Genomic DNA, 19,574 nt, shown 5'->3' with positions numbered 1-19,574 from the left:
GTGACTGTCAGGGGGCCGTGGGGGGGACGTAGCCTTGCGCCACGTCGGCGCCTTCGCCGAAGAAGTGCTTTTCCATCTGCCGAGCCAGGTACTGGCGGGCGCGCAGATCGGCCAGGTTCAGCCGGTTCTCGTTGACCAGCATGGTCTGCTGCTTGAGCCAGGCGGCCCAGGCTTCCTTGCTGACGCTTTCCCAGATCCGCTTGCCCAGTTCGCCGGGGTAGGGCGGGAAGTCGAGACCTTCGGCCTCTTTGCCGAGCTTGATGCACTGAACCATGCGTGCCATTTCTGTTGCCTTCTGAACGGGAAAAAGTGGGGATACGGGAAAAACCGGGGGGAGCCGGCGGCGGGCTGCTTAGTTGATTTGGCTATTTAGAACTGAAAACTTGGTCGTTCCAGTTTCTATATGTCGTATTGAGAATACGCAGCTTCATCGATATGCCTTTTAAGAGCAAGACACCATGAGCCTTCGCCGCGACTTTATCAAGCTTTCCCTGGGTGCCGGCGTGGCCGGTGCCATGGCCCTGTCGGCATTGCCGGCGCTCGCCCAAGGCGCGGCGGCTGCCAAGGGCCCCGTGACGCTGCTGAACGTGTCGTACGACCCGACCCGCGAGCTCTACGTGGACTACAACCAGGCCTTCGCCAAGTACTGGAAGGCCAAGACCGGCCAGGACGTGACGGTCAAGCAGTCGCATGGCGGCTCGGGCAAGCAGGCCCGCTCCATCATCGACGGCATCGACGCCGACGTGGCCACGCTGGCGCTGGGCGGCGACATCGACGCGCTGGTCTCGCACGGCGGCCTGGTCAAGGCCGACTGGCAGAAGCGCCTGCCGCACAACTCCGCTCCCTACACCTCGACCATCGTGTTCCTGGTGAAGAAGGGCAACCCCAAGGGCCTGAAGGACTGGGACGACCTGGTCAAGCCCGGCGTGCAGGTGATCACCCCCAACCCCAAGACCTCGGGCGGCGCCCGCTGGAACTACCTGGCCGCCTGGGAATTCGCCAAGCGCAAGTACGGCGGCGACGCGAAGGCCAAGGAATACATCGGCAACCTGTTCAAGAACGTGCCCGTGCTCGACACCGGCGCGCGCGGCGCGACCATCACCTTCGTGCAGCGCGGCGTGGGCGACGTGCTGCTGGCCTGGGAGAACGAAGCCTTCCTGGCGCTGAAGGAATTCGGCCCCGAGAAGTTCGAGATCGTGGTGCCGTCGATCTCCATCCTGGCCGAGCCCAGCGTGTCGGTGGTCGACAAGGTCGTTGACAAGAAGGGCACGCGCGAGGTGGCCGAGGAGTACCTGAAGTACCTGTACTCCGACGAAGGCCAGGACATCGCAGGGCGCAACTTCTACCGCCCGACCTCCGAGAAGGCCAAGGCCAAGTACGACAAGCAGTTCCCCAAGCTCACGCTGGTGACCATCGACCAGGCCTTCGGCGGCTGGGCGAAGGCCGACAAGGAGCACTTCGCCGACGGCGGCTCCTTCGACCAGATCTACACCACAAAACAGAAGTAACTGGCTCGCCCGCAGGCTGCGCGCACCGCGCGTCGCTTCGCCAACCCCTACCGGGGGTGGGCAGGCCGCTTCGGGCGGCCGTGCGCGGCGGCCCCCACGAATTCGCGCTTGTTTTCATCGAACTAAGGTTTTCCGTGTCCGTTCTCCTGATTGCCGGCAGCCCCACGGCCCCATCCCGCTCAACCGCCTTGCTCGACGCGGTGGGTGAGCGGCTGGCCCAGCGTCACGCGCGGATCGAGCGGCTCGCCGTTCGCGAACTGCCGGCGCAGGCGCTGCTCCTGGCCGAGTGGAACCACCCGGCCATCGAACGGGCGATCGCCCAGGTGGCGGCCGCCCGCGTGATCGTGGTGGCCACGCCGGTCTACAAGGCGGCCTACAGCGGCCTGCTCAAGGTCTTCCTCGATCTGCTCTCGCAGAACGCGCTGAAGGGCAAGACGGTGCTGCCGCTGGCCACCGGCGGCAGCCCGCACCACATGCTCGCGCTCGACTACGCGCTGCGGCCCGTGCTGCAGTCGCTGTCGGCGCGCCACATCCTGCCGGGCGTGTACGCCAGCGAATCGCAGATCGCGCTGACGCCCGAGAACGCCTACCAGGTGCACAACGACCTGGCCGAGCGACTCAACGAGGCCGTCGAGGTGCTTGCCACCGAAGGTCTCAAGCTCCCTGCCACGCACGGCTTCGAGCCGGTGCCGTTTTCCCGCGTGCGATGTAGCGTTTAGCGGGGCTCGCCCCCAGGCTGCGCGGCACTTCGTGCCGCTTCGCCAACCCCCTACCGGGGGCAACACCTGCGGCCCGGCAAAGCCGGTTCCGCGGTGTTCCACGAAAAGGCTTCCGGCACATCGCGTGTCGTGGGCCAGCCTTTGCCCGACGTTTTGCACCAAGGAATCCACGCATGAACCCCGTCGCAACCGAAGACTCCGTGCTCGACGTGCAGCCCCGCTCCTTCTGGCGCGGGCTGCGCGATCTACTGATCAGCGCCATCGTGGTCAGCGCCATCGCGCTGATCGTCAGCTTCATCTCCGCCGCCTCGGCGCATGCCCAAGGCAAGGGCGAGCTGCGCATCGGCTACCAGAAGTCGGCCAGCCTGTTCGTGCTGCAGAAGGCGCAGGGCACGCTCGAGAAGAAGCTCGCGCCGCTGGGCTTCGGCGTGAAGTGGGTCGAGTTCCCGGCCGGCCCGCAGCTGCTCGAAGGCCTGAATGTGGGCGCGGTCGACGTGGGCTACGTCGGCGAGGCGCCGCCCATCTTCGCGCAGGCCGCGGGCGCCAAGTTCGTCTACTTCGGCTACGACCCGGCCGCGCCGCGCGCCGAGGCCATCCTGGTCACGAAGGATTCGCCCATCAAGTCGGTCGCCGACCTGAAGGGCAGGAAGGTTGCGCTCAACAAGGGCAGCAACGTGCACTACCTGCTCGTGAAGCAGCTCGAGAAGAACGGCCTGAAGCTCTCCGACATCCAGCCCGTCTACCTCGCGCCCGCCGACGGCCGCGCCGCCTTCGAGAGCAGGAACGTCGATGCCTGGGTGATCTGGGACCCGTTCCAGGCCGCCGCCGAGAAAGCCACCGGCGCGCGCGTGCTGGCCGACGGCACACCCGAGGTGGTCAACAACTACCAGTACTACCTGGGCGAGCGCGGCTTCGTGAAGAACAACCCGAAGGTCATCGACGCGCTGTTCGCCGACTCGGTGGAGCAGGGCATCTGGCTCAAGAAGAACCTGCGCCAGGCGGCCGAGCTGATCGCTCCGCTGCAGGGCCTGCCGGTCGACGTGGTCGAGCTCGCGCTGCGCCGCTACGAGTTCAACGTGAAGCCGATCACGCCGGCCGTCGCGGCCGACCAGCAAAGGATCGCCGACACCTTCTTCGCGCTGAAGCTCATTCCCAAGCCCATCAAGGTCAGCGAAGCCGTGGTCACGGCGCAGCCCTGAGGCCTTCGACGCATCGATCGTTCCCGCACAACCATGACACGCACCTCCATTCCCCGCCGACGCCTGATCCAGGGCGCGGCCGCGGCCATCGCGCTGCCTTCCTCCTTCGCCGCGCTGGCGCAACAGTCGCCCGCGCGCCAGTTCCGCATCGGAAACCAGAAGGGCTATCTCACACTGCTCAAGGGCCGCGGCACGCTCGAAAAACGCCTCGCGCCCCTGGGCGTGAGCGTGAAGTGGACCGAGTTCACCGCCGGCCCCGTGCAGCTCGAGGCGCTGAACGTCGGCTCCATCGACTTCGGCGACGTGGGCGAGGCTCCGCCCATCTTCGCGCAGGCTGCCGGCGCACCGCTGGCCTACGTGGGTGCGACCGTGCCGCGTCCGCAGTCGGAGGCGGTGCTGGTCCCCAAGGGCTCCACGATCAAGACCGTGGCCGATCTCAAGGGCAGGAAGATCGCGCTCAACAAGGGCTCGAACGTCCACTACTTCATCGTCAAGCTGTTCGAGAAGCACGGCCTCGCGTTCGCCGACCTGAACATGGTCTACCTGCCGCCCGCCGATGCGCGCGCCGCCTTCGAGAAGGGCTCGGTCGACGCGTGGGTGATCTGGGACCCGTTCCTGGCCGCGGCCGAGAAGTCTCTCGACGCGCGCGTGCTGGCCGACGCCACCGGCGTGGTCGGCAACCGCGCCTACTACTTCTCCTCGCTGGACTACGTGGCGAAGAACGCCGACGTGCTGGCCATCGCGATCGAGGAGCTCAACAAGGTCGACGTCTGGGGTACCGCAAACAAGGGCGAACTGGCCGGCGAGCTGGCCACGCTCTGGGGCCTTCCGAAGCCGGTGGCCGAACTGTCGGTGAACCGCTCGGCCTACGGCACCGCGCCGATCACCAAGGCCATCCTGGGCGAGCAGCAGAAGATCGCCGACACCTTCTTCGAACTGAAGCTGATCCCGAAAAAGATCAACGTGCTCGAAGCGGCGGGCGCGGGAGTCGCATGATGCAGATCTTCTGGTTCCTCCCCACGCACGGCGACAGCCGCTATCTCGGCACCAGCGAGGGCGCCCGCCCCATCGACCTGGCCTACCTGCAGCAGATTGCCGGCGCGGCCGACAACCTCGGCTACGAGGGCGTGCTGATCCCGACGGGCCGCTCCTGCGAAGACCCGTGGGTCATCGCCTCCAGCCTGATCGGCGCGACCAGGAAGCTCAAGTTCCTGGTGGCGGTGCGCCCCGGGCTGCACCAGCCCAGCCTCGCGGCGCGCATGGCCGCGACCTTCGACCGGCTCTCGGGCGGGCGGCTGCTGGTGAACCTGGTGACGGGCGGCGACCAGGCGGAGCTCGAAGGCGACGGCGTGTATCTGGACCATGCCTCGCGCTACGAGCAGTCGGCCGAGTTCATCCGCATCTGGCGCGAGATCATCGCGCGCAGCCATGACGGGCAGTCTTTCGACTACGACGGCAAGCACCTGAGCGTGAAGGGCGCGAAGCTGCTCTACCCGCCGGTGCAGAAGCCGTATCCGCCGGTGTGGTTCGGCGGCTCTTCGGCACCTGCGCATGAGCTGGCGGCGGAGCAGGTCGACGCCTACCTCACCTGGGGCGAGCCGCCCGCCGAGGTGGCGAAGAAGATCGCCGACGTCCGGGCGCGCGCCGAGCGCAACGGGCGGAAGGTCGAGTTCGGCATCCGGCTGCACGTGATCGTGCGCGAGACGGAAGATGCCGCCTGGAAGGCCGCCGAGGAACTCATCAGCCGCGTGGACGACGAGACCGTGATCCGCGCCCAGACCGCCTTCGCGCGCATGGATTCCGAAGGGCAGCGCCGCATGGCCGCGCTGCATGCGGGCGGTGCCAAGCGCACCCGCGCCGATCTGGAAATCGCGCCGAACCTGTGGGCCGGCGTGGGCCTGGTGCGTGGCGGTGCCGGCACTGCGCTGGTGGGCGACCCGAAGACGGTCGCTGCGCGCATCGAGGAATACGCGGCCCTGGGCCTCGACAAGTTCATCCTGTCGGGCTACCCGCATCTCGAAGAGGCCTACCGCTTCGCCGAGCTGGTGTTCCCGCTGCTGTCGCGCAAGGCGAAGACGCAGCTGGCCGGCGGCTCGCTGAGCGGGCCCTTCGGCGAGGTCGTCGCCAATCTGGACGCGCCGTCGCGCCTTGTCTCGCAAAGTTGAAGGATCGCCATGACTGAACAGGTTCAGGAACTGCCGGCGGTCGTGCCGGCCGAGGAGGCGGGCGGCAGCGCGTTCAAGTCCTTCGCGGTCAACGTCGCGAAGCGGCTGGTGCCGTGGCTGGTGCCGGTGGGGCTCATCGTCTTCTGGCAGATCGCCTCGTCGCTGGGCTGGCTCAGCACGCGCGTGCTGCCGGCGCCCATCGACGTGGTGAAGGCTGCGTGGAACCTCACGGTGTCCGGCGAGCTGTGGACGCACGTGAAGGTCAGCGCGGGCCGCGCTCTGCTGGGGTTGGCCATCGGCGGCGGTGCAGGGCTGGCTCTGGGCCTGCTCACCGGGTCGGTGAAGTTCTTCGAGACGCTGCTCGACTCCACCATCCAGATGGTGCGCAACATCCCGGCGCTGGCGCTGATCCCGTTGGTGATCCTGTGGTTCGGCATCGACGAGTCGGCCAAGCTGTTCCTGATCTCGGTGTCGGTGTTCTTCCCGATCTACCTGAACACTTTCCACGGCATCCGCAACGTCGATCCGCAGCTCATCGAGATGGGCCGCACCTACGGGCTCTCGCGCTGGCAGCTCTACCGCGAGGTGATCCTGCCGGGCGCGCTGTCGTCGATCCTGGTGGGGCTGCGTTTCTCGCTGGGGCTGATGTGGGTGATCCTGATCGTGGCCGAGACCATCTCGGCGCAGGCCGGCATCGGCTACCTCACGATGAACGCCCGCGAGTTCCTGCAGACCGACATCGTGCTGGTGGGCATCCTGCTGTACGCACTGCTGGGCAAGCTGGCCGACCTGTTCGCGCGCGGCCTGGAGCAATGGTGGCTGCGCTGGCACCCCGGCTACCAGAAGAAGGCGAAGTGAGGGCAGGGACATGACACGGCATCCATCGATCTCCCGCCGCACGGCCATCGCCACGCTCGCCGCACTCGGCTCGGGCGCAGTGTTCGCCCAGGGTGTGGCCAGCCGGCCCGCCACGGTGCGCCTGGGCTACCAGAAGTCGTCGACGCTCATCGCTGTGCTGAAGGCGCAGGGTGTGCTCGAGAAGCAGCTCGCACCGCTGAACGTCACGCTCAGCTGGCACGAGTTCACCAGCGGCCTGCCGCTGCTGGAGGCGCTGAACCTCGACAACCTCGACATCAGCGCCGACGTGGCCGACACCGTGCCCGTGTTCGCCCAGGCGGCCGGCGCCGACCTGACCTTCCTCGCGCAGGAGGCGCCGTCGCCCTCGGCGCAGGCCATTGTCGTGCGCGAGGATTCGCCAATCAGGACCGTGGCCGACCTGAAAGGAAAGAAGGTCGGCTTCGCGAAGGCGGCCGGCGCGCACTACCTGCTGATCGCCGCGCTCGACAAGGCCGGCCTCTCGTTCAGGGACATCGAGCCTGCCTACCTCACGCCCGCCGACGGCCGTGCAGCCTTCGAGAAGGGCGCGATCGACGCCTGGGTGGTGTGGGACCCGTTCCTCGCCGCTGCCCAGCGCCAGTCGAAGGTGCGCGTGCTGGCCGACGGCGCGGGCATCGCCTCGTACCAGCGTTACTACCTCGCGAGCAGCAAGTTCGCGAAGGCGCGGCCGGACGTGCTGCGCGTGGTCTACGCCGAGCTCGAGAAGACCGGCAAGTGGGTCAAGCAGAACCCGAAGGAGGCGGCCGCGCTGCTGTCTCCCGTGTGGGGCCTGGACGCCGCGACCATCGAGCAGGCCAACGCCCGTCGCAGCTACGCGGTGCGGCCGGTGGTGCCCGAGGGGCTGGGCGAGCAGCAGCGCATCGCCGATGCCTTCCTTGCCGAGAAGCTGCTTCCCAGAAAGATCGATGCGCTCAACGTGGCGCTGTTCAAGCCAGGAGCCTGAAGACATCATGAGTGCCGTCCTGAAAGACATCCAGACCCGGCCCCAGCCGCAAGCCATCGCCGGCGGCGTGCGCCTGGAGGCGCGCAACCTGCACAAGCGCTACGGCGCGCGCGAGGTGCTGCGCAACACCCGCCTGACCATCGAGCCGGGCCAGTTCATCGCCATCGTCGGGCGCAGCGGCTGCGGCAAGAGCACGCTGCTGCGGCTCATCGCGGGCCTGGAGGAGCCGAGCTCCGGCGGGCTCTACACCGACGGCAAGGCCGTGAACGGCCTGCACGACGACACGCGGATCATGTTCCAGGAGGCGCGCCTCCTGCCGTGGCGGCGCGTGCTCGACAACGTGACGCTGGGCCTGCCCAACGACGCCAAGGCGCGCGGCAAGGAAGTGCTGGCGCAGGTCGGCCTGGCCGATCGCGAGAACGAATGGCCGGCTCGCCTGTCGGGCGGACAGCGCCAGCGCGTGGCCCTGGCGCGCGCGCTGGTGCACCACCCGCGCCTGCTGTTGCTCGACGAGCCGCTGGGCGCGCTCGATGCGCTCACGCGCATTGAGATGCATCGCCTGATCGAGAACCTCTGGCAGCGCCACCGCTTCACCGCACTGCTGGTGACGCACGACGTGCAGGAAGCCGTCGCGCTGGCCGACCGGGTGATCCTGATCGAGGACGGCCGCATCGCGCTCGACGAGAACATCGCGCTGGCCCGTCCGCGCTCGCAGGGCGACCCGGCATTCGCCGCGATCGAAAAACGAATCCTCGACAGGGTGCTGCAGAAGTCCGAAGAGACCGAAGCCGAGAGCACCGACGCCAGCTGGCTCGCAACTCCCGCGCACGCGTTGCGCTGGGCGATCTGACGAGCCTCTTCATCCATCAGCCCATTTGAAAGGCAGTCGCATGTCGCAGAACTGGAAATTCGAAACCCTGTCGGTCCACGCCGGCTATTCGCCCGACCCGACCACCCGCGCCGTGGCACCGCCCATCTACCAGACGGTGGCCTACGCCTTCGACAGCGCCCAGCACGGTGCCGACCTGTTTGACCTGAAGGTGCCGGGCAACATCTACACCCGCATCAACAACCCGACGCAGGACGTGCTGGAGCAGCGTGTGGCGGCGCTCGAAGGCGGCATCGCCGCGCTCGCGCTGGCCTCGGGGCAGGCGGCGGTGACCTACGCGATCCAGACCATTGCCGAGGCCGGCGACAACATCATCAGCAGCACAGCGCTCTACGGCGGCACCTACAACCTGTTCGCCCACACGCTGCCGCAGTTCGGCATCACCACGCGCTTCGCGGACCATCGCGACCCGTCCAGCTTCGAAAAGCTGTTCGACGAGCGGACCAAGGCGGTGTTCGTCGAGTCGCTGGGCAACCCCGCGGGCAACGTGACCGACATTGCGGCCATCGCCGAGATCGCGCACCGCAACGGCGTGCCGCTGATCGTCGACAACACGGTGCCTTCGCCGTACCTGAGCCGGCCCATCGAGCACGGCGCCGACATCGTGGTGCACTCGCTCACCAAGTACCTGGGCGGCCACGGCACCAGCATCGGCGGCGCGATCGTCGACTCGGGCAAGTTCCCGTGGGCCGAGCACAAGCAGCGCTTCAAGCGCCTGAACGAGCCCGACGTGAGCTACCACGGCGTGGTCTACACCGAGGCGCTGGGCCCGGCCGCCTACATCGGCCGCGCACGCGTGGTGCCGCTGCGCAACACGGGTGCGGCCATCTCGCCGTTCAATGCCTTCCAGATCCTGCAGGGCATCGAGACGCTCGCGCTGCGCGTCGACCGCATCAGCGACAACGCACTGCGCGTTGCGCAGCACCTGAAGACGCACAAGGCGGTGAAGTGGGTCAACTACGCAGCACTCGAAGACCACCCCGACCACGCGCTCGCGAAGAAATACCTGGGCGGCAAGGCCAGCGGCGTGCTGACCTTCGGCATCGGCTCGGGTCGCGAGGGCGGCGCCAGGTTCCTGGATGCGCTGAAGCTCTTCACGCGCCTCGTGAACATCGGCGACGTGCGCTCGCTGGCAACGCATCCGGCATCGACCACGCACAGGCAGCTTTCGCCCGAGGAGCTGGCCCGCGCCGGCGTGACCGAGGACACGGTGCGCCTTTCGGTCGGCATCGAGCACATCGACGACCTGCTGGCCGACCTCGACCAGGCGCTGGCGGCGGCATCGAACTGAATCAAAGCCTTCTCTTGAAGCCATGACCACACTGCAATCAATCCCCGAAGCCGCGCTGGACCAGCTGTTCCGCAAGGCCCGCACCGTGCACGCGTTCAAGCCCGTGCCCGTGACCGACGAAATCATCCACAAGCTCTACGACCTGCTCAAGTGGGGCCCGACCGCCTTCAACGCCCAGCCGGCGCGCTACGTGTTCGTGCGCAGCGAGGAGGCCAAGGCGAAACTGAAGCCGGCCGTGTCGGCGGGCAACACCGCGCAGACGCTGGCCGCAGGCGTCACGGTGATCGTGGCGCAGGACACGCGCTTCTACGAGCACCTGCCCAGCCAGTTTCCGGCCTATGACGCCAAGCCGCTCTTCGAGAAGAGCGCCGAGGCTGCGCAGGCCACGGCGTTCCGCAACAGCAGCCTGCAGGGCGCCTACCTGATCCTGGCCGCACGTGCGCTCGGGCTCGACGCGGGCCCCCAGTCGGGCTTCAACGCCGACCTGGTCGACAAGGCCTTCTTCCCGGACGGCCGCTACCGCGCGAACTTCCTCGTCAACCTGGGCGTGGCCGACCACGCAGGCACCTTCGAGCGCGGCCCCCGGCTTGCGTTCGACGACGTGGCCGAGATCGTCTGAGCGCCGTTCGCCGTGCTTTTCCTCAACGAATTCCCCAATCAACCTGAAAGAGAACCCATCATGTCCATCCAAGCCATCAACGTCCGCAACCAGTTCAAGGGCAAGGTCCGCGAGATCATCCGCGGCGACGTCGTCTCCGAAGTCGACGTCGAAACCGCCTGGGGCATCGTCACCTCGGTCATCACCACGCGTTCGGTCGACGAGCTGCAGCTGAAGGTGGGCTCCGACGTGGTCGCTCTCGTGAAGTCGACCGAGGTCTCGATCGCGAAGCTCTGACCGACGCTCGGGCATCCGCGACGACCCGGCGCTGTAATAGCGCCGGGTTTTTTCTTTTCTGGCGCCGGTGTTTTCAGCGGTTTACAGGGCGCGAATTCATCGACTGTGCTGAATTTTGGAAATCATCCAAATCTTTTAAAGACCTGAATCTCCTTTGAAGTCGTCGCCATAGCATGCGCCGCGAAGTCGTGTTCCGCAAATCGATGCGGCTCACGAATTCGTGAATACATTCAATCAAACACTTCAGGGAGGAACCGCATGCTCGTTGAAATTGACGAACATGGAATGATCAGCCACGCGCGGGTGAGACATGCCCGCAGTCTGCAGATCGAGCGAGGGAAGAGGGCTGGAGCGATTACCGGCATCGTGGTGCACCAGACGGACGCCGATACTTCGGCGTCTTCACTGAACAGCTACAAGCGGCCGAAGGCAAACGGGGCGCACTTTCTCATCGACAAGGACGGGACGATCTACCAGACGGCTGCGATTTATCAGAGGACGAATCACGTGGGGCCGTTGCAGGCAAGATGTCTGGTCATACCGACGTGCACGCTAAGTGACTTTCCAGAAAGGGTTGGGGCAACGGCAATGCATAGGATCGAGATGCGCAAGGCGCCAGCGAACCGCTATCCGAGCAACATGGAAGCCATAGGTATCGAAATGGTGGGGCGGGCGAGATTGCCGGAGGGGTTCAAGCCCGATTCCAGGCAGAAGAGAATGTCGTTGGAGCGGCTGCGGGGAGACGCTGGGGTCTTTCCAACTCCGACAGCTGCTCAGAACCAAGCGCTTTCATGGCTTGTTCACGTACTCCAGGGGTCGATGCACCTCGCAGCGAGCGAAGTGTTTCGTCACCCGGATGTCAGCAGAAAGAACATTACCGAGGCGCAAGGCGCGAACTGGACACTCCCCATACCCACACCATGACAAGAATCGGCATGCTTCTGGCGGCGTTGGTTGCGACTGCAGCAGGCGCCTTGACTCACGCGGCTGACAAGCGATACCCGCTTGATTCAGTAAAGAAGATCGAGGTCGTAGAGCCCTCCAATGGGTCTGTGTGGGAGAACAAGGATTTCCTGGATTGCTCCGATGTTGTCCTGACCGAAGATGATGTGCGATATGCGCTGCGGCACATACGCAGGGTCACGGAGAAGGCGTTTTTCAGCGAGAAGACGGAGAGGACTGGGTGTTCAGGCGGTGCTTCCGTCACATTCAGCAATGGAAAGATCATCGTTATCGGGGTCGAGCCCACGGGGAGGATCAACATCTTTGAAGCGGACGCGAAACTCGAGCCTACCGGTGCTCCTGAAAGCTACTACGAGTGCGGTCCATGCCGGACGCGCAAGATGATCCTTCTGCAGGACGCGTTCGATCGCGCCGATGAGCGCAGGCTGAAGAAACTGGTGGCGCAGGGACGAGTCTCTTCTGCCGAAGCGGAACTCCTGCTGCAGAAGGCGCGCTCAGCGCGCAAGGTGCCTTGATGCGCAAAGTCAACTGTCTCAGGGCCGGTGCCTTGATCGTGACGGCTGGAATATCTTCAACGCAGGCTGCTGATCCGCGTTACCCCATCGCCTACGTGCAGGCGGTGAAGATCACACTTCCTTCGCACCGAAGTGCATGGGAGAACAAAGATTTTCTGGACTGCAACGACGTCTTGCTGACAGAGGAGGATGTCCGCTATGCCTTGCGCCGTATGCGGAGAGTCTTGTGGAGGGGGTACGACCCCGAGAAAGTGGATACCACCGGATGTGAGGGGGAGGCGTTCGTTACGTTCAAGAACGGGCGGATACTTGCCATGGGTATTGAACCCACGGGACGAATCGCCACGGCGGAGTACGACGCCAAGATGAAGGTCGTTTCGGGTTCATCGAGCTTCTACGAATGCCGTCCTTGCCGAGACCGCAAGATGGCCCTTCTGAAAGACGCGCTGAACCGCGCGGATGAGCGAAGGCTAAAGAAGCTGGTCGCAGAAGGCCGACTCTCCGCCAGCGAGGCGGAGTTTCGGCTGAAGAGAGTGCGAGACGAGCGCGACAAGCCCTGACAGGCCAACCTGACCCGAGAACGCGCTACGGCGGGTTTTCTTTTGTCAGTTCTCCATGGGGGCGCTTAGTCGGCCCACGCATTTGAAACTGCAAACACCTTCCTTCCACCCCCGCCAGGCGCCTCGCAGAATCTTCCGGATCCCCCGAAAAAGGACCTCCGATGAGCGCCATTCTTTCTTCCGCAACTCCCGCGCAAGCCGCGCATCCGCACGAACTCGACATCGTCCGACAGGCCGGCCACATCGGCGCCGAGGTGCGCGGCGTGCGTCTCTCGGGCGCGCTGCAGCCCGAGGTGTTCGGTGCCATCAAGGCAGCGCTGCTGAAGCACAAGGTGCTCTTCTTCCGTGGCCAGCAGCATCTCGACGATGCCCAGCAGGAGGCCTTCGGTCGTCTGTGGGGCGAGCTGGTGCCGCACCCGACCGTGCCTTCCAAGGACGGCACCCAGTTGCTGGAGCTCGATTCCCGCCACGGCGGCCGCGCCAATTCGTGGCATACCGATGTGACCTTCGAGGTCGCCTATCCGCAGGTGTCGATCCTGCGGGCGGTGGTGATCCCGGCCTATGGCGGCGATACGGTCTGGGCCAACACGGTGGCGGCCTACGAGAGCCTGCCCGACGACCTGAAGGCCCTGGCTGATCGGCTGCGCGCCATTCACGGCAACGACTACGACTACGCCGCCGCGCGCGCGCCGGCCGATCTGGACGAGGAGGGCACGAAGCGATATCGCGATGTGTTCACCCGCCGCCTGCTCGAAGCCGAGCATCCCGTGGTGCGCGTGCACCCCGAGACCGGCGAACTCAGCCTCGTGCTTGGCCATTTCGTGAAGCGGCTGGCCGGGCACTCCACGCATGATTCCGCCCACCTGCTGAGCGTGCTCCAGAGCCACGTGCACCGCCTGGAGAACACGGTGCGCTGGCGCTGGGCCCAGGGCGACGTCGCCATCTGGGACAACCGGGCGACGCAGCACTACGCGATCAACGACTACGGCGACCAGCACCGCGTGGTGCGTCGCGTGACGATCGCGGGCGATGTGCCGTATGGCGTGGACGGCAGGAAGAGCGTGGACCTGACGGCGCCGGCCGTGCGTGCGGCCGAAGCTGCACGGGCTGCAGCCTGATCGCTCCTGAGCCGATCCTGACTTGACCCCGAATTGAACCTTTACAACGGCTGGTTGTTAGAAATCGACTTTTCAGTTGTTTGAGCTTCGGCGCCCGGCTCCTAAAGTGGTGGTTATCGCCACCAAGGCGTATCCAACGCACAACAGGAGCCTCACAGCATGTCAGTGGAAGTTGAAGAAGAAGTCATCGCCTTGCCCGAAGCACTCGAACAGGCGCGCGCCTCGGCCGCCGAGAGCAATCTGCCTTATGCCGGTGGCGTCAGGCCGCCGGTGGCCTGGGACCTGGTGCAGAAGGGCCAGGCCGTGCTGGTCGACGTGCGTTCCGGCGAAGAGCGCAAGTTCGTCGGCCACGTGCCCGGCAGCCAGCATGTGGCCTGGGCGACCGGCACGGCGCTCACGCGCAATCCGCGCTTCGTGCGCGAACTCGAGGCCAAGGTGGCGAAGGACGGCGGCAAGGACGCCGTCGTGCTGCTGCTGTGCCGCAGCGGCAAGCGTTCCGCGCTGGCGGCAGAGGCAGCAGCGAAGGCCGGCTTCACGAACGTCTTCAACGTGCTCGAAGGCTTCGAGGGCGAGATCGATGCGCAGCAGCATCGCGGCGGCTCCGACGGCTGGCGCTTCCACAGGCTGCCCTGGGTGCAGGACTGATCCTGCGGCCCGCAAGACACTTTTCCGGGAGGAACCACAGATGGCCCATTTCGAGGTGAGCGACATCGTTCGCGCACTGCATGGCGTGCGCAACGAATGGCGCGATTCGCAGCGGCGCTCGCGCGAGCCGGGGGCGCGCGAGTTTCCCTCGCGCGACGCGCTCGCGCAGATCGTCGAGTCGCTCAAGGGCGCGCTCTTTCCGATGCGGCTCGGGCCGCCGGACCTGCGCCACGAGAGCGAGGACTTCTATGTCGGCCACACGCTCGATTCGGCCCTGCAGGCGCTGCTGGTGCAGGCGCGGCTGGAGCTGAACTTCAACGCGCGCCACGAGCCGCGTCCTGCCAACGAGATCGACGATATCGCCACCGAGGCCGTGCGCCGCTTCGCGAATGCGCTGCCGGGCCTGCGCAGCCTGCTCGACAGCGACGTGCTCGCCGCCTACCAGGGGGACCCGGCCGCGCGGAGCGTCGACGAGGTGCTGCTGTGCTATCCGGGCGTGCTCGCGATGATCCACCACCGCCTCGCGCACGAGCTCTACGGGCTCGGGCTGCCGCTGCTGGCGCGCATCGTGGCCGAGCAGGCGCATGCGCAGACCGGCATCGACATCCACCCGGGCGCGAAGATCGACGCGGGCTTCTTCATCGACCACGGCACGGGCGTCGTGATCGGCGAGACGGCCGTCATCGGCAAGCGGGTGCGGCTCTACCAGGCCGTCACGCTGGGCGCCAAGCGCTTCCCGACCGACACCGACGGCAACCTGCAGAAGGGCCTTCCGCGGCACCCTGTGGTGGAGGACGACGTGGTCATCTACGCCGGCGCGACCATCCTCGGGCGCGTCACGCTCGGCAAGGGCGCCGTCATCGGCGGCAACGTGTGGATCACCGACGACGTGCCGCCGGGCGCGAGCGTAACGCAGGCCAGCCTGCAGAACGCGCCGAAGGCAGGTGGCGTATGAAGGCGTTCGTCGAAGACTTCGGCGTGACCATCCGCCAGCTGCGCGAGGACAAGGGCTGGTCGCAGGAGCAGCTGGCCGAGCGCTCCGATCTCAACCGCTCCTACGTAGGCGAGGTCGAGCGCGGCCGCGTCATCCCGTCGATCGTCACCGCGCAGAAGCTGGCCACGGCGCTGGGCATCAACATGGTCGGCCTGCTCATGCGCTGCGAGCAGCTCGAACAATCGCGCCTCGCGCGAAGAATCAACTTGGCGGCTATAGCCTGTTGAGGGAAAACCCGCGGCCGCCCGACACTGGCGGCCACTTTCTTCTCAACTCACGGAGCCCTGATTCATGAGCGCAACAGTTGGTGGTACCACCGCCCTTGGCGACATCGCCGCAAGACAGCTGGCCAATGCCACCAAGACAGTCCCCCAACTCGAGACCATCAGCCCGCGCTGGCTGACGCACCTGCTGCAGTGGGTGCCGGTGGAAGCGGGCATCTACCGCGTCAACAAGGTCAAGAACCCGGAAGCGATCAAGGTCACCTGCACCTCGCGCGAAGAAGAGAACCAGCTGCCGCGCACCTTCGTCGACTACGAGGAGAACCCGCGCGAGCACTACCTCAATGCCGTGAGCACGGTGCTCGACGTGCACACCCGCATCTCCGACCTCTACAGCAGCCCGCACGACCAGATCAAGGAGCAGCTGCGCCTGACGATCGAGACGATCAAGGAGAACCAGGAGAGCGAGCTCATCAACAACCCCGACTACGGCCTGCTTGCGCAGGTGAGCGAGGAGCAGCGCATCTTCCCGCTGACCGGCGCGCCCACGCCCGACGACCTCGACGAGCTGCTGACCAAGGTCTGGAAGGAGCCGGCCTTCTTCCTCACGCATCCGCTGGCCATCGCCGCATTCGGCCGCGAGGCCACGCGCCGCGGCACGCCGCCGCCGACGGTGAGCCTCTTCGGCTCGCAGTTCATCACCTGGCGCGGCATCCCGCTGATCCCGTCGAACAAGGTGCCGGTGGCCGACGGCAAGAGCAAGATCCTGCTGCTGCGCGTGGGCGACAAGCGCCAGGGCGTGGTGGGGCTGTTCCAGCCGGGGCTTTCGGGCGAGCAGGGCCCGGGCCTGTCGGTGCGCTTCATGGGCATCAACAACCACGCGATCGCGTCGTACCTGATCTCGCTTTACTGCTCGCTCGCAGTGCTGACCACCGACGCGCTGGCGGTGCTCGACGATGTCGAGATCGGCAAGTACCACGACTACGCCGACACCTACAAGTAAGCCGCTGTGAGCAGCACTCCATCGATCCCGGGCGAGGCGCCGTTCGACCCGGCGATCCTCGCGCGCATGGCCAGCGCCATGTTCTCCGCACTGCCGGGCACGCCGCCCGAATCGGTGCCCGGCGTGGCGAGCGGGCTGGTGCCGGGCGCGCAGTTCCCGGCCAACGTCGCGCCCGCAGGTTCGCCGCTGGCGAGCCCGGCGGGTTTCGGGCCCAGCGTGCCGGGCACGCCCTTCCCGCAAGGGCAGGTTCCGGGCGCGAACCTCGTGCCGGCATCGCCCACGCAGGTGCCTTCGCTCGCGAACCGTGCGCCGGCCCTGGTGCCGCACGCGGTGGCCGGCAACGGTGTGCCCGACAGCGTGCTCTCTGTGGCGCCGGCCTTCGAGCCGCGCTCGGGTGGCACGGTGCAGGGTGTGCCGCAGCTGAACGGGGCGGCGGCACCGCAAGCCGCGGCCTCGTCGTTCTACTTCCTGGACAACGGCTACGGGCATCCGTCGGCCGGCGCGACCCCCGTGGTCTCGCCCCCCCTCCCGCTTGCGGGAGATGGCTGGGGTGAGGGCCAGCGGACGACGCAAGGTGCGGGGCTGCCCCTCACCCCAACCCTCTCCCCAGAAGGGAGAGGGAGTGAGCCCCGGTTCTACTTCGTCGACGCGGTGCGCCTGCCCAGCGGCTTCGTCACCCCGGCGAAGCCCGACCCTCGAGGCCCCAACGCCGTGCCGCTGGCCGGCAGCGGGCAGCATCCGCCTTTCGACATCCACGCCGTGCGGCGCGACTTCCCGATCCTGCAGGAGCGCGTGAACGGCAAGCAGCTCGTCTGGTTCGACAACGCGGCCACCACGCACAAGCCGCAGTCGGTCATCGACCGCATCTCGTACTTCTACGAGCACGAGAACTCCAACATCCACCGCGCGGCGCACGAACTGGCTGCGCGGGCAACCGACGCCTACGAAGGCGCCCGCGAGCGCGTGCGCAGGTTCATCAATGCGCCCGAGGTGGAGGAGGTGATCTTCGTGCGCGGCACCACCGAGGCCATCAACCTTGTCGCCAAGAGCTGGGGCGGCCAGCACGTGGGCGAGGGCGACGAGATCGTCGTGTCGAACCTCGAGCACCACGCCAACATCGTGCCGTGGCAGCAGCTCGCGGCCGCCAAGGGGGCGAAGCTGCGCGTGATTCCGGTGGACGACTCGGGTCAGGTGCTGCTCGACGAATACCGCAAGCTGCTGAACGACCGCACGAAGATCGTCGCCGTCACGCAAGTCTCGAACGCACTGGGCACGGTGGTGCCGGTGAAGGAGATCGTCGAGCTGGCGCATCGTGCGGGCGCGAAGGCGCTGGTGGACGGCGCGCAGTCGGTCTCGCACATGCGCGTCGACGTGCAGGACATCGGCGCCGACTTCTTCGTCTTCTCCGGCCACAAGGTGTTCGGCCCGACCGGCATCGGCGTGGTGTGGGGCAAGCGCGAGGTGCTCGAAGACATGCCTCCGTGGCAGGGCGGCGGCAACATGATCGCCGACGTGACCTTCGAGAAGACGGTGTTCCAGCCGATCCCGAACAAGTTCGAGGCCGGCACCGGCAACATCGCCGACGCGGTGGGCCTGGGCGCCGCCATCGACTACGTCAACAAGATCGGCATCGAGAACATCGCGCGCTACGAGCACGACCTTCTGGTGTACGGCATGGCGCAGCTCGGCGCGATTCCGGGTGTGCGCCTGATCGGCACGGCGGCCGACAAGGCGAGCGTGATGTCCTTCGTGCTCGACGGCTACACCACCGAGGAGGTGGGGCAGGCGCTGAACGAGGAGGGCATCGCGGTGCGCACGGGCCACCATTGCGCGCAGCCGATCCTGCGCCGCTTCGGCGTGGAGACGACGGTGCGGCCTTCGCTGGCCTTCTACAACACCTTCGACGAGATCGACCGGCTGGTGGCGGTGGTGCGGCGGCTGACATCGCAGCGGCGCGCGGGCTGAACCCGGGTCAGTGCTGCGCGGCGAGGTGGCGGTCGAAGAAGGCCGTCATCACGGCGTTGAATGCCTCGTGGAAGGCGATGCGGTCGAAGCCGGACGCATCGCGGCAGATTTCCGATTTCGCCTGGATCTGCTCGGATGAGCACGGTGCGAGAAAGCCGAAATGCCCGGCTTTCCCGGCCACATGCCATTCGGGGGCCACGGGCAGGTTGCGGCGGACGGCGTCCACGCTCTCGGGCGTGACCCCATCGCCGCCGTAGGCCGACGCCCAGAGCGCGATCGGAATCCTCACATTCCTCAGGCCCTCGGCGTCGAACAGCGTGCTGAGCGGGTCGGCGATCACTGCGGCCTTGATGCGGGCGTCGTGTGCCAGCGGCGTGGCCAGCAGTTGCCGGAACCTCTGCCTCATCGATCCGCATTCCTCGCTTTCCGGCGCCTTTGCACAGGGGGACGAGGGCAGGGGCGGCAGCCTTTCGAAGTCCGGCTTCGCGCCCGCGAGCACCAGCCCGGTGTAGCCGCCGCGCGAGAAGCCGTAGAAGCCGATCCTGTCGGCCGCGATCCTGTCGTGGGAAGGCCAGCGCTGGAGCATGTGGTCGATCAGGCGCTTGATGTCCGTGGTGCGCGTCGCGAGTGCCGATATCTTGTCGTCCTGGCCGCCGCGGATCCGGAAGTTGTCGTCGGAATGACTGATGGCCGCGACGATGAAGCCGGCGTCGGCCAGCGCCTGCGCCGTGTCGTGGTGGCCCAGGAAGGAGCCGCCGTAGCCGTGCGAGATCACGATGAGCGGCAGCGGCGCGTTGCCCGGCGGGAACGGGCAGTCCCGCACGGCCTGGATCGTGGAGGGGCCCAGCCTGATCTCGCCCGCGGGGGCGGCGCAGGGCGTCCATACGCCGCCGCGGATCGCCGGGCCTTCCTGGTCGGCCGGGATTTCGATCGTCGCGAAGCCGGCGGCCTGGGCGAGCGCCGCAGACAGGCATGCGGCGGCGAGGCAGAGGGGGCGGAAAAGCTGTAGAAGGCGCATGCCGGCAGTGTGCGGCGCCCCGGCGCGGGCTGCTTAGCAGACTTTGCGGTCCTTGCAGGCCGCCGC

General features: G+C 66.7%; 22 protein-coding genes. 20 read left to right on the top strand and 2 right to left on the bottom strand.

Annotation, left to right across the window (positions count from 1 at the left end; all coding sequences use genetic code 11):
• Positions 1-7 precede the first annotated feature (7 nt).
• The gene (locus ACTJLF_RS02260) at positions 8-283 is read right to left on the bottom strand and encodes an oxidative damage protection protein (protein ID WP_019652908.1); all 276 of its coding nucleotides are present in this window, start codon (positions 281-283) and stop codon (positions 8-10) included.
• Between the two features lie 175 nt (positions 284-458).
• Between ACTJLF_RS02260 and ACTJLF_RS02255 the strand changes: the two genes are divergently transcribed.
• From ACTJLF_RS02255 to ACTJLF_RS02160, 20 genes are all read left to right on the top strand, one after another.
• A complete protein-coding gene (locus tag ACTJLF_RS02255) occupies positions 459-1,508 on the top strand; it encodes a sulfate ABC transporter substrate-binding protein (RefSeq protein ID WP_019652907.1) in 1,050 nt (349 codons plus the stop codon).
• Between the two features lie 134 nt (positions 1,509-1,642).
• Positions 1,643-2,227 (top strand): NADPH-dependent FMN reductase, encoded by a 585-nt coding sequence (ssuE, locus tag ACTJLF_RS02250; protein WP_019652906.1) that lies wholly within the window; start codon positions 1,643-1,645, stop codon positions 2,225-2,227.
• Between the two features lie 173 nt (positions 2,228-2,400).
• Complete coding sequence (locus ACTJLF_RS02245; protein ID WP_354420833.1) at positions 2,401-3,426, top strand: sulfonate ABC transporter substrate-binding protein; 1,026 nt, start codon at positions 2,401-2,403, stop codon at positions 3,424-3,426.
• 33 nt (positions 3,427-3,459) lie between these two features.
• A complete protein-coding gene (locus tag ACTJLF_RS02240) occupies positions 3,460-4,422 on the top strand; it encodes a sulfonate ABC transporter substrate-binding protein (protein WP_440882407.1) in 963 nt (320 codons plus the stop codon).
• Entirely contained in the window at positions 4,422-5,591 is a 1,170-nt protein-coding gene (ssuD, locus tag ACTJLF_RS02235) for an FMNH2-dependent alkanesulfonate monooxygenase (RefSeq protein ID WP_440882430.1), read from the top strand. The genes ACTJLF_RS02240 and ssuD overlap by 1 nt, the downstream gene beginning before the upstream one ends.
• A gap of 9 nt (positions 5,592-5,600) precedes the next feature.
• Positions 5,601-6,449, top strand: coding sequence for an aliphatic sulfonate ABC transporter permease SsuC (gene ssuC / locus ACTJLF_RS02230; RefSeq protein WP_019652903.1), 849 nt, complete (start codon positions 5,601-5,603; stop codon positions 6,447-6,449).
• A gap of 10 nt (positions 6,450-6,459) precedes the next feature.
• Positions 6,460-7,431: an aliphatic sulfonate ABC transporter substrate-binding protein gene (locus ACTJLF_RS02225; RefSeq protein ID WP_126181660.1), complete on the top strand. Its 972-nt coding sequence runs from the start codon at positions 6,460-6,462 to the stop codon at positions 7,429-7,431.
• 7 nt (positions 7,432-7,438) lie between these two features.
• The gene (locus ACTJLF_RS02220; protein ID WP_019652901.1) at positions 7,439-8,281 is read left to right on the top strand and encodes an ATP-binding cassette domain-containing protein; all 843 of its coding nucleotides are present in this window, start codon (positions 7,439-7,441) and stop codon (positions 8,279-8,281) included.
• A gap of 40 nt (positions 8,282-8,321) precedes the next feature.
• Positions 8,322-9,611: an O-acetylhomoserine aminocarboxypropyltransferase/cysteine synthase family protein gene (locus ACTJLF_RS02215; protein WP_019652900.1), complete on the top strand. Its 1,290-nt coding sequence runs from the start codon at positions 8,322-8,324 to the stop codon at positions 9,609-9,611.
• A gap of 22 nt (positions 9,612-9,633) precedes the next feature.
• A complete protein-coding gene (locus ACTJLF_RS02210) occupies positions 9,634-10,230 on the top strand; it encodes a malonic semialdehyde reductase (RefSeq protein ID WP_019652899.1) in 597 nt (198 codons plus the stop codon).
• Between the two features lie 60 nt (positions 10,231-10,290).
• Positions 10,291-10,506 carry a TOBE domain-containing protein gene (locus tag ACTJLF_RS02205; RefSeq protein WP_007829250.1) on the top strand — a complete coding sequence of 72 codons (216 nt, stop codon included), beginning with the start codon at positions 10,291-10,293 and terminating at the stop codon, positions 10,504-10,506.
• Between the two features lie 258 nt (positions 10,507-10,764).
• Positions 10,765-11,430 (top strand): peptidoglycan recognition protein family protein, encoded by a 666-nt coding sequence (locus tag ACTJLF_RS02200; protein ID WP_440882406.1) that lies wholly within the window; start codon positions 10,765-10,767, stop codon positions 11,428-11,430.
• Positions 11,427-11,984: a hypothetical protein gene (locus ACTJLF_RS02195; protein WP_440882405.1), complete on the top strand. Its 558-nt coding sequence runs from the start codon at positions 11,427-11,429 to the stop codon at positions 11,982-11,984. The genes ACTJLF_RS02200 and ACTJLF_RS02195 overlap by 4 nt, the downstream gene beginning before the upstream one ends.
• Entirely contained in the window at positions 11,984-12,544 is a 561-nt protein-coding gene (locus tag ACTJLF_RS02190; RefSeq protein WP_440882404.1) for a hypothetical protein, read from the top strand. The genes ACTJLF_RS02195 and ACTJLF_RS02190 overlap by 1 nt, the downstream gene beginning before the upstream one ends.
• A 161-nt stretch (positions 12,545-12,705) precedes the next feature.
• A complete protein-coding gene (locus tag ACTJLF_RS02185) occupies positions 12,706-13,662 on the top strand; it encodes a TauD/TfdA dioxygenase family protein (protein ID WP_440882403.1) in 957 nt (318 codons plus the stop codon).
• A gap of 159 nt (positions 13,663-13,821) precedes the next feature.
• Positions 13,822-14,307 carry a rhodanese-like domain-containing protein gene (locus ACTJLF_RS02180; protein ID WP_019652895.1) on the top strand — a complete coding sequence of 162 codons (486 nt, stop codon included), beginning with the start codon at positions 13,822-13,824 and terminating at the stop codon, positions 14,305-14,307.
• 40 nt (positions 14,308-14,347) lie between these two features.
• Complete coding sequence (epsC, locus tag ACTJLF_RS02175; protein ID WP_019652894.1) at positions 14,348-15,262, top strand: serine O-acetyltransferase EpsC; 915 nt, start codon at positions 14,348-14,350, stop codon at positions 15,260-15,262.
• Positions 15,259-15,528 (top strand): helix-turn-helix domain-containing protein, encoded by a 270-nt coding sequence (locus ACTJLF_RS02170; RefSeq protein ID WP_019652893.1) that lies wholly within the window; start codon positions 15,259-15,261, stop codon positions 15,526-15,528. Before epsC ends, ACTJLF_RS02170 begins: the two co-directional genes overlap by 4 nt.
• 64 nt (positions 15,529-15,592) lie before the next feature.
• On the top strand, positions 15,593-16,525 hold the full coding sequence (locus ACTJLF_RS02165; protein WP_019652892.1) for a family 2A encapsulin nanocompartment shell protein: 933 nt from the start codon (positions 15,593-15,595) through the stop codon (positions 16,523-16,525).
• A 66-nt stretch (positions 16,526-16,591) separates the two neighbouring features.
• The gene (locus ACTJLF_RS02160; protein WP_440882429.1) at positions 16,592-18,490 is read left to right on the top strand and encodes a family 2A encapsulin nanocompartment cargo protein cysteine desulfurase; all 1,899 of its coding nucleotides are present in this window, start codon (positions 16,592-16,594) and stop codon (positions 18,488-18,490) included.
• Positions 18,491-18,497: 7 nt separating this feature from the next.
• Here ACTJLF_RS02160 and ACTJLF_RS02155 read toward each other — a convergent pair whose 3' ends face one another.
• A complete protein-coding gene (locus ACTJLF_RS02155) occupies positions 18,498-19,508 on the bottom strand; it encodes an alpha/beta hydrolase family protein (protein WP_440882402.1) in 1,011 nt (336 codons plus the stop codon).
• Positions 19,509-19,574 lie beyond the last annotated feature (66 nt).

This window comes from Variovorax sp. 22077 (assembly GCF_052044195.1).
GTDB lineage: Bacteria > Pseudomonadota > Gammaproteobacteria > Burkholderiales > Burkholderiaceae_C > Variovorax > Variovorax atrisoli.
Note: the sequence above shows the minus strand (reverse complement) of the source record. Positions and strands in the feature narration are given on the sequence as shown.